The 7,438-nt window shown below is 73.2% G+C and carries 4 protein-coding genes; 2 read left to right on the top strand and 2 right to left on the bottom strand.

Going from position 1 to position 7,438, the window contains the following annotated elements; translation table 11 throughout:
• Positions 1-3,552: type I polyketide synthase (locus tag Mam01_RS35630; RefSeq protein ID WP_204289628.1), on the bottom strand; the 3,552-nt coding region annotated here is incomplete at its 3' end.
• 242 nt (positions 3,553-3,794) lie between these two features.
• Between Mam01_RS35630 and Mam01_RS35625 the strand changes: the two genes are divergently transcribed.
• Positions 3,795-5,315 (top strand): AMP-binding protein, encoded by a 1,521-nt coding sequence (locus tag Mam01_RS35625; protein WP_204289627.1) that lies wholly within the window; start codon positions 3,795-3,797, stop codon positions 5,313-5,315.
• 240 nt (positions 5,316-5,555) lie between these two features.
• Here the strand turns inward: Mam01_RS35625 and Mam01_RS35620 are convergent, their stop codons facing one another.
• Positions 5,556-7,070, bottom strand: coding sequence for an amino acid adenylation domain-containing protein (locus Mam01_RS35620; protein WP_204289626.1), 1,515 nt, complete (start codon positions 7,068-7,070; stop codon positions 5,556-5,558).
• 146 nt (positions 7,071-7,216) lie between these two features.
• On the opposite strand from Mam01_RS35620, the gene Mam01_RS35615 reads away from it, so the two are divergent.
• The coding region (locus Mam01_RS35615; protein ID WP_204289625.1) for a helix-turn-helix domain-containing protein at positions 7,217-7,438 on the top strand (222 nt) is incomplete at its 3' end.

Genomic DNA, 7,438 nt, shown 5'->3' with positions numbered 1-7,438 from the left:
ATCCCCGTCACCATCCGGACGGGAGAAGACGTCAACCACCCGCCGACCGGCGTCGTCCGGCTCGGCCACCACGACCTGGACCGACACTCCGCCGCGCTCGGGCACGACCAGCGGGGCGTGCAGGGTCAGGTCCTCGACCTGCGGGCAGCCGGCCTGGTCGCCGGCGTACACGGCCAGTTCGAGAAGGGCGGTGCCTGGGAGCAGCACGCGGCCCGAGATCACGTGGTCGGCCAGCCACGGATGCGTCCGCAGGGACAGGCGGCCGGTCAGCACCACGCGGTCCTCTCCGGCGGCGCGCAGCACGGCACCGAGGAGCGGGTGGTCCGCAGGCGCCTGGCCGAGGCCCAGCGCGTCGTTCGGCTCCTGCGGGGACATCCAGAAACGCCTGCCCTGGAAGGCGTACGTCGGCAGGTCGACGCGGCGGGCGTCCGGGCCGTACGCCGAGCCCTCAAGAGCGGTGCCGCGCGTGTGGGCGACGGCGACCGCGGACAGCAGCTGACGCACCTCGCCGCGGTCCCGCCGCAGGACGGGCACGAAGGCGAGGTCGCCGGAGGCGTCGGCGAGGCAGTCCTGGGCCATCGCGCTGAGCACGCCGTCCGGCCCGATCTCCACGAACGTGTCCACGCCTCTGGCGTGCAGCGCGGCGACGCCGTCGCGGAACCGCACGGCGTCGCGGACGTGCCGCACCCAGTAGTCCGGCGAGCACAGCTCCTCGGCGGTGGCGAGCTCGCCGGTCACCGTGGAGACGACCGGCAGGCTCGGCGGCGAGTAGGCCAGGATCCCGGCCACCCGCGCGAACTCGGCGAGCATCGGCTCCATCAGCGGCGAGTGGAAGGCGTGGCTCACCCGCAGCCGCCTGGTCTTGCGGCCGTCGGCCTCGAACCGGGCCGCGATGGCCAGCACCTCCGCCTCGTCGCCCGAGACGACGACCGACCGGGGGCCGTTGACCGCCGCGATGCCGGCGCGGCCGGTGAGCAGCGGCGTGACCTCGTCCTCGGCCGCCTGGATCGCGACCATCGCGCCGTCGGCCGGGAGCGCCTGCATCAGGCGGCCGCGCGCGGCGACCAGTGTGGCCGCGTCCTCAAGGGACAGCACCCCGGCCACGTGCGCGGCGGCCAGCTCGCCGATCGAGTGTCCGGCGACGTAGTCCGGCCGCACCCCCCACGACTCCAGCAGCCGGTAGGCGGCGACCTGCACCGCGAACAACGCCGGCTGCGCGTACGCAGTCTGGTGGAGGAGGTCGGCCTCGGGGGTGCCGGGCTCGGCGAACAGCACGTCCAGGAGCGGGCGGTCGAGCTGGAGGTCCAGATATCCGGCGGCGTCGTCCAGGGCGGCGGCGAAGACGGGATACGTCCCGCACAGTTCGCGGCCCATGTCCAGGCGCTGGCTGCCCTGTCCGGTGAACAGGTACGCCAGCGCGCCGCCGGTGACGCTTCCCCTGACCACGTCCGGGCCGGTCTCGCCCTGGGACAGCGCGCGCAGCCCGCGCAGGCACTCGTCCCGGCCGGCTGCCAGGACGACCGCCCGGTCCGGGAACGCCGTACGGGTGGTCACCAGGGAGTATCCGGCGTCGGCGGGCGTCACGGTCTCGTCGGCCGCAAGCATGTCGTGCAGCCGGGCGGCCTGGGCCCGCAGCGCGCCGTCTCCCCGGGCAGACACCGGAACCAGGCACGGAGCCGTCGTCTGGTCAGGCGCCGACGTCAGGTCCGGCACAGCCGCTTCGGACGCCGGCGCCGCGTCCGCGGGCGACGCGGAAGGCGCGGAGGCGTCGTCGACTGGTCGCGTCCCGGCGCCGGAGGCGTCCTCCGCCGGTGTCGTGGCGGCGTCCGACGGCGGCTCTTCGATGATCACGTGGGCGTTGGTGCCGCTGACGCCGAACGCCGAGACACCCGCCCGTCGCGGCCGTCCGTTCTCCTGCCAGGGCACGGGCTCGGTGAGCAGCGACACCCGGCCCGCCGACCAGTTCACGGCCGACGACGGCTGGTCGACGTGCAGGGTCTTCGGCAGCACCCCGTGCCGCATGGCCAGCACCATCTTGATCAGGCCGACGACGCCGGCCGCCGCCTGGGTGTGGCCGATGTTCGACTTCACCGATCCCAGCCACAGCGGGTCGTCCGGCTCGCGGCCCTGGCCGTACGTGTCGATGATCGCCTGCGCCTCGATGGGGTCGCCGAGCGTGGTGCCGGTGCCGTGCGCCTCGACGACGTCCACGTCGGCCGCCGCGAGCCCCGCGTCGGCGAGCGCCTGCCGGATCACCATCCGCTGGGCGCGGCCGCTCGGCGCGGTCAGGCCGTTGGACGCGCCGTCCTGGTTGATCGCGGACCCGCGCAGGACCGCGTGCACGGTGTGGCCGTTGCGGCGCGCGTCCGACAGCCTCTCCAGGACCAGCACCGCCGCGCCCTCGGAGAAGCCGGTGCCGTCGGCGGCCTCGGCGAACGGCTTGCAGATCCCGTCCGGCGCGAGACCGCGCAGCCTGCTGAACGCCGTGAACACCCCGGGGCTGCTCAGCACCGCCACACCGCCCACCAGCGCGAGGCCGCACTCGCCGTTGCGCAGGGCCTGCGCCGCGACGTGCACCGCGACGAGCGAGCCCGAGCAGGCGGTGTCGATCGCGAGCGCCGGTCCGAGCAGACCGAGCGTGTACGCCACCCGGCCGGCCACCACGCTGGTCGCGTTGCCGGTGATGAGATAGCCGTCGAGCCCGTCGGGCGCGTCGGCGATGCGGGGGCCGTACTCCTGGGGCTCGACCCCGATGTAGACGCCGGACCGGCTGCCCGCGAGCGAGGCCGGGTCGATGCCGGCGCGCTCGATCGCCTCCCACGCGGTCTCCAGCACGAGCCGCTGCTGCGGGTCCATGGTCTGCGCCTCGCGCGGGCTGATGCCGAAGAAGTCGGCGTCGAAGAGCGTCGCCTCCGGCAGGAAGCCGCCGCGCCGCAGGTAGGTGGTGCCGGGCTGGTCCGGGTCGGGGTCGAACAACCGCTCCAGGTCCCAGCCGCGGTCGTCAGGGAAGTCGGTGAGGACGTGCCGGCCGTCGTCGACCAGGCGCCACAGCCCCTCGGGCGAGTCGACCCCGCCGGGCAGGCGGCAGCCGATGCCGACGATGGCGATCGGCTCGTCGAGAGCCCGCCGCTCCCCCGCGACCGGCTCCGCGCCGGTCCGAGGGCCGGTCCCAGGGCCGGTCCCAGGGCCGGTCTCAGCGCCGGCGTCTCCGAGCAGTTCCGTACGCAGGAAGGCGGCGAGGGACGCCGGCGTCGGGTGGTCGAAGGCGGCGCTCACCCCCAGCGCGAGCCCGGTCACGGCGTTGAGCAGGCTCTGCAGTTCGACCAGGGCGATCGAGTCGAGACCGAGATCCCGGAACGCCCGGCGGGCCGAGACCTCGGCCGGGTCGTCCGGCCGGAATTTGCGCAGCACCGCCGCCGTCTGCGTGCACACCAGATCGAGCAGCAGGCGGTTTTGCTCGGCGAGCGGCAGACCGGTCAGGCGGGCGGCCAGCGCCGCCCCTCCGTCCGGTATGCGCGCTGCCCACGACCCGTCGAACCCAGACTCAGACATGGCGTACCTCTGCCGAAATATAGGTGCCTGAAAAGGCAGACACATCTCACCCACGATCTACGCAAACCCTAAGACAGGGAATCACCCGCCCAATAACCCCTATCGCCCCCTGACTTCGCCCGCGGCGGCACCACCCTCCGTTGCCGGAAGTCGCGGTGGAGTGTTATCAAAAAATAGTGATCCATGGCCATATGTCTCTGCACCGGATCCGTCTGGGTAACGATCTGCTGCACGAATTCTTATTGCAATGGGCGGAATGGACGCCGGACAGTCCAGCCGTCATACAGTCGCGCGGCGACGGCGAATTCGACGTCATCACCTACGAGGGCCTGCTGCGCCAGGTGGAGGAGTACGCCGCCGGGCTCGACGCGGCCGGCCTCGACGTCGGCGACCGGGTCGTGCTGGAGTCGGACACCACCGCGGCCGGAATCGCGATGTTCCTGGCCTGCTCGGCGCGGGGCGTCACCTACATCCCGGTGAGCAGCGAGACCCCGCAGGCCCGGCGGCTGTCGATCGTCGGGTCGGCCGAGCCCGCGCTCTACCTGCGTGCCGCCGGCCGGCCGGAGGTCGAGGTGCCGCCGGAGGTCGGGACCGGGGTGTTCGGCCCCGACGGGGTGTGGATCGACACCGCTCCCCGGGGCCGCCGGGCCGAGTGGCGCACGCCGATCCCGTCGGACCCGGCGTACATGATCTTCACGTCGGGCAGCACCGGCCGGCCGAAGGGGGTGGTGATGAGCCACCGGGCGGCCCTCGCCTTCTTCCGCGGGATGCTGGCCCACGAGATCGTCGGCCCCGGCGGGCGGGTGGCGTCCACGTCGCCGTTCCAGTTCGACTTCTCGCTGCTCGACATCGCGCTCGCCCTCGGCAGCGGCGCCGCCGTCGTGCCGGTGCCGCGCGACCTGCTCCGCTGGCCCAGGCGGTTCGTCGGGTTCCTGCGCGACGCGCAGGTCACGCAGGTCAACGGGGTGCCGTCGATCTGGCGGCCGGTGCTGCGGCACGAGGCCGGCGCCCTCGCGGAGCTCACCCGGATCACCGGCATCCTCTACTCCGGCGAGAACTTCCCGCTTCCCGAGCTGCGGCGGCTCCAGGAGCTGCTGCCCGGCGTGCGGATCGTGAACTGCTTCGGCAGCACGGAGTCGATCGCCGCCTCCCTGACCGACGTGCCCAACCCGCTCCCGCCCGACCAGAAGCGCCTGTCCATCGGCCGCGCCCACCAGGGCGCGGACCTGATGCTGATCGGCGAGTCGGGCAACCCGATCAACACGCCCGGCGTCGTCGGCGAGCTCTACCTGCGCAGCGCCGCCCTGTTCAGCGGCTACTGGGACGACCCCGAGGCGACCGCGCGGGCGCTCGTGCCCGACCCCCTCAACCCGCGCTCCGGCCAGCCGGTCTTCCGTACGGGCGACCTCGCCTATCTCGGCGAGTCCGGCGAGCTGTACTTCTGCGGCCGGGCCGACTCGCAGGTGAAGATCCGCGGCAACCGGGTCGAGCTGGGCGAGGTGGAGCGGCGGATCCTCGAATTCCCCGGCATCGCCGGGGCCGCGGCGACCATGCTGCCGCGGCCGGGAGGAGATCCGGTGCTCGCCGCCTTCGTCGTGCTGGAGCCCGGCGCGCCCGCGCTGGAGCACCGCGACCTGGAGGCGTTCTGCCTGGCCACACTGCCCGACTACATGGCTCCGCAGCGCATCGTGCAGCTGCGCGAGCTGCCTCTCACGCCCAATGGGAAGGTGGACCGCCTGGCGCTGGCCGCCCAGCACGGGTGAGCCGCCCGGGCCACGAGCCGCGACCGGTCCTCGCGTCAGGCGCCTGACGCGAGGGCCGGTCGCTTCGTCGTACGGGAGCTCTCGTGGCCGGCCCGGCAGGACAGGGGCGAGGACGGAGCACGGGTATACGGACATGGACATGCCACGGCCCTCCCCGGTGGCTGGGGGTGGGACCACCGGGGAGGGCCGTGCCCTCGGGAGTGCGCTGCAAGCGATAGGTGCTTCTGGTGATCAGGTGGTTCAGCCGATCGCGGCGGCCTCCCGGGCGAGACGGGCCCGGTCGACCTTCCGGTTGGAGTTCAGCGGAAAGTCCTCGACGTGCCGGTACTCCCGGGGCAGCAGGCCGGACGGCAGCACCTGGCGCAGCTGGCCGGCCAGCTCGGCCTGTGGGGTGGGCACGCCGGTGTAGAAGGTCACCAGCTCGGTGGTGCCCTCGACCGTGCGCGTCACCGCGACGGCGTCCTGGACGCCGGGGCAGGAGCGCAGGGCGTGCTCGATCTCGGCGAGCTCCACCCGCCAGCCCTGGACCTGCACCTGCGAGTCCAGCCGTCCCAGATAGACCAGCTCGCCGTTCGGCAGGACCCGCACGCGGTCTCCGGTGCGGTACCAGCCGCGGCCGTCGTGGTGCAGGAACCTGCCCTCGTTGTCGTCCGGGTCGAGATATCCCGAGGTCAGCTGCGGACCGGTGATGCACAGCTCGCCCTCGGTGTCGCTGTGCTCGCCGTCCGCGGTGCGCAGCAGCCAGTCGTGGCCCTCGTGCACCGTGCCGATCGGCGCCAGGCCGTTGACGCACAGCCCCGGCGAGGTCTCCGGCGACCAGCGGTGCCCGGTGACGGTGATGGTCAGCTCGGTCGGACCGTAGATGTTCTCCAGGGTCGACCCGGGGGCGGCGGCCTGCCAGTCCGCGGCGTCGTCCCCGCGCAGCGCCTCGCCCGCGAACAGGCTCCAGCGGAGCGTCGGCATCGAGCCGGGCGTGAGGCCGCCCCGCTTGCGGACCAGGACGATGCCGCTCGGCGTGGAGAACCAGACGGTCATCCGCCGTTCGGCCAGGAAGGCCGGCAGGTCGAGGTAGGCGGTGGCCGGCACCGGGTGGACGCTCGCGCCCGCGCCCCACGCGCAGAACATGTCGAACATCGCGCAGTCGAAGTTCAGGTCGAACGTCTGCGAGAACACGTCGTCCGGGCCGAAGTCGTAGCGCTCGTCCATCAGCCGGAAGTAGTGGGCGGTGCTGGCGTGCGTGATCGGCACGCCCTTGGGCCGGCCCGTCGATCCGGAGGTGAACAGCAGGTACGCGATGTCGGTCGGCGCCACCGGCAGGGGGGCGTCCAGCGCCGTCCCGGCGGCGGGCCGGTCGACGCCGATCACCGGGATGTCCGTGCCCGACGCGGCGATCTCGTCGAGCACCCGCCGCCCGTGCCCGTCCGCGAGCACCACGGAGACGTCCGCGGCGGTCAGCATCCGCCGGGTCCGCTCCACCGGGAAGTCCGGGTGCAGCGGCGCGACCGCGGCCCCGGAGTAGAGCCCGGCGAGGATCCCGGCGTAGCTCTCCACGGACTTGCCGGCCAGCACGCCGACCGCCTTCGGCCGCGCGCCCACGACGTCGAGCAGCGCGCCCGCCAGGCGGAGCGCGTGCTCGTGGAGCTCCGCGTAGGTGAGCACCCGATCGCCGTCCCTGACGGCCGGGCGATCGGGCGCCGCCGCGAGCCCGCGCAGGAAGCGGGCGTACAGCGCGTGGTCGTCGGTCACGCCGGTCATCAACATCCTCCGTGGAAATCCCCGCCTTCGGGCGGGAGGAACCGGTACCCCTGCGAGCAGGGTATGGGCAGGCGTTTCGCCGCCAGGCGGAACACCGTACGAACAAAGATGCAATCCTCAGCCGATCGCCTGGCATGATGCGGGGCATGGCGCAGACGGTGAAGCGGGCCTACCGGTACCGCTTCTACCCGACCCCCGAGCAGGCGTCCGAGCTTGCCCGGACGTTCGGGTGTGTGCGCCTGGTGTACAACAAGGCGCTGGAGGAGCGGAGTCGCGCCTACGCCCTGGAGGGCCGCCACGTCTCCTACGCGGAGTCCTCGGCCGCGCTGACGGCGTGGAAGCGCGACGAGGACCTGGCGTTCCTCAAT

Source organism: Microbispora amethystogenes (assembly GCF_016863015.1).
GTDB lineage: Bacteria > Actinomycetota > Actinomycetes > Streptosporangiales > Streptosporangiaceae > Microbispora > Microbispora amethystogenes.
Note: the sequence above shows the minus strand (reverse complement) of the source record. Positions and strands in the feature narration are given on the sequence as shown.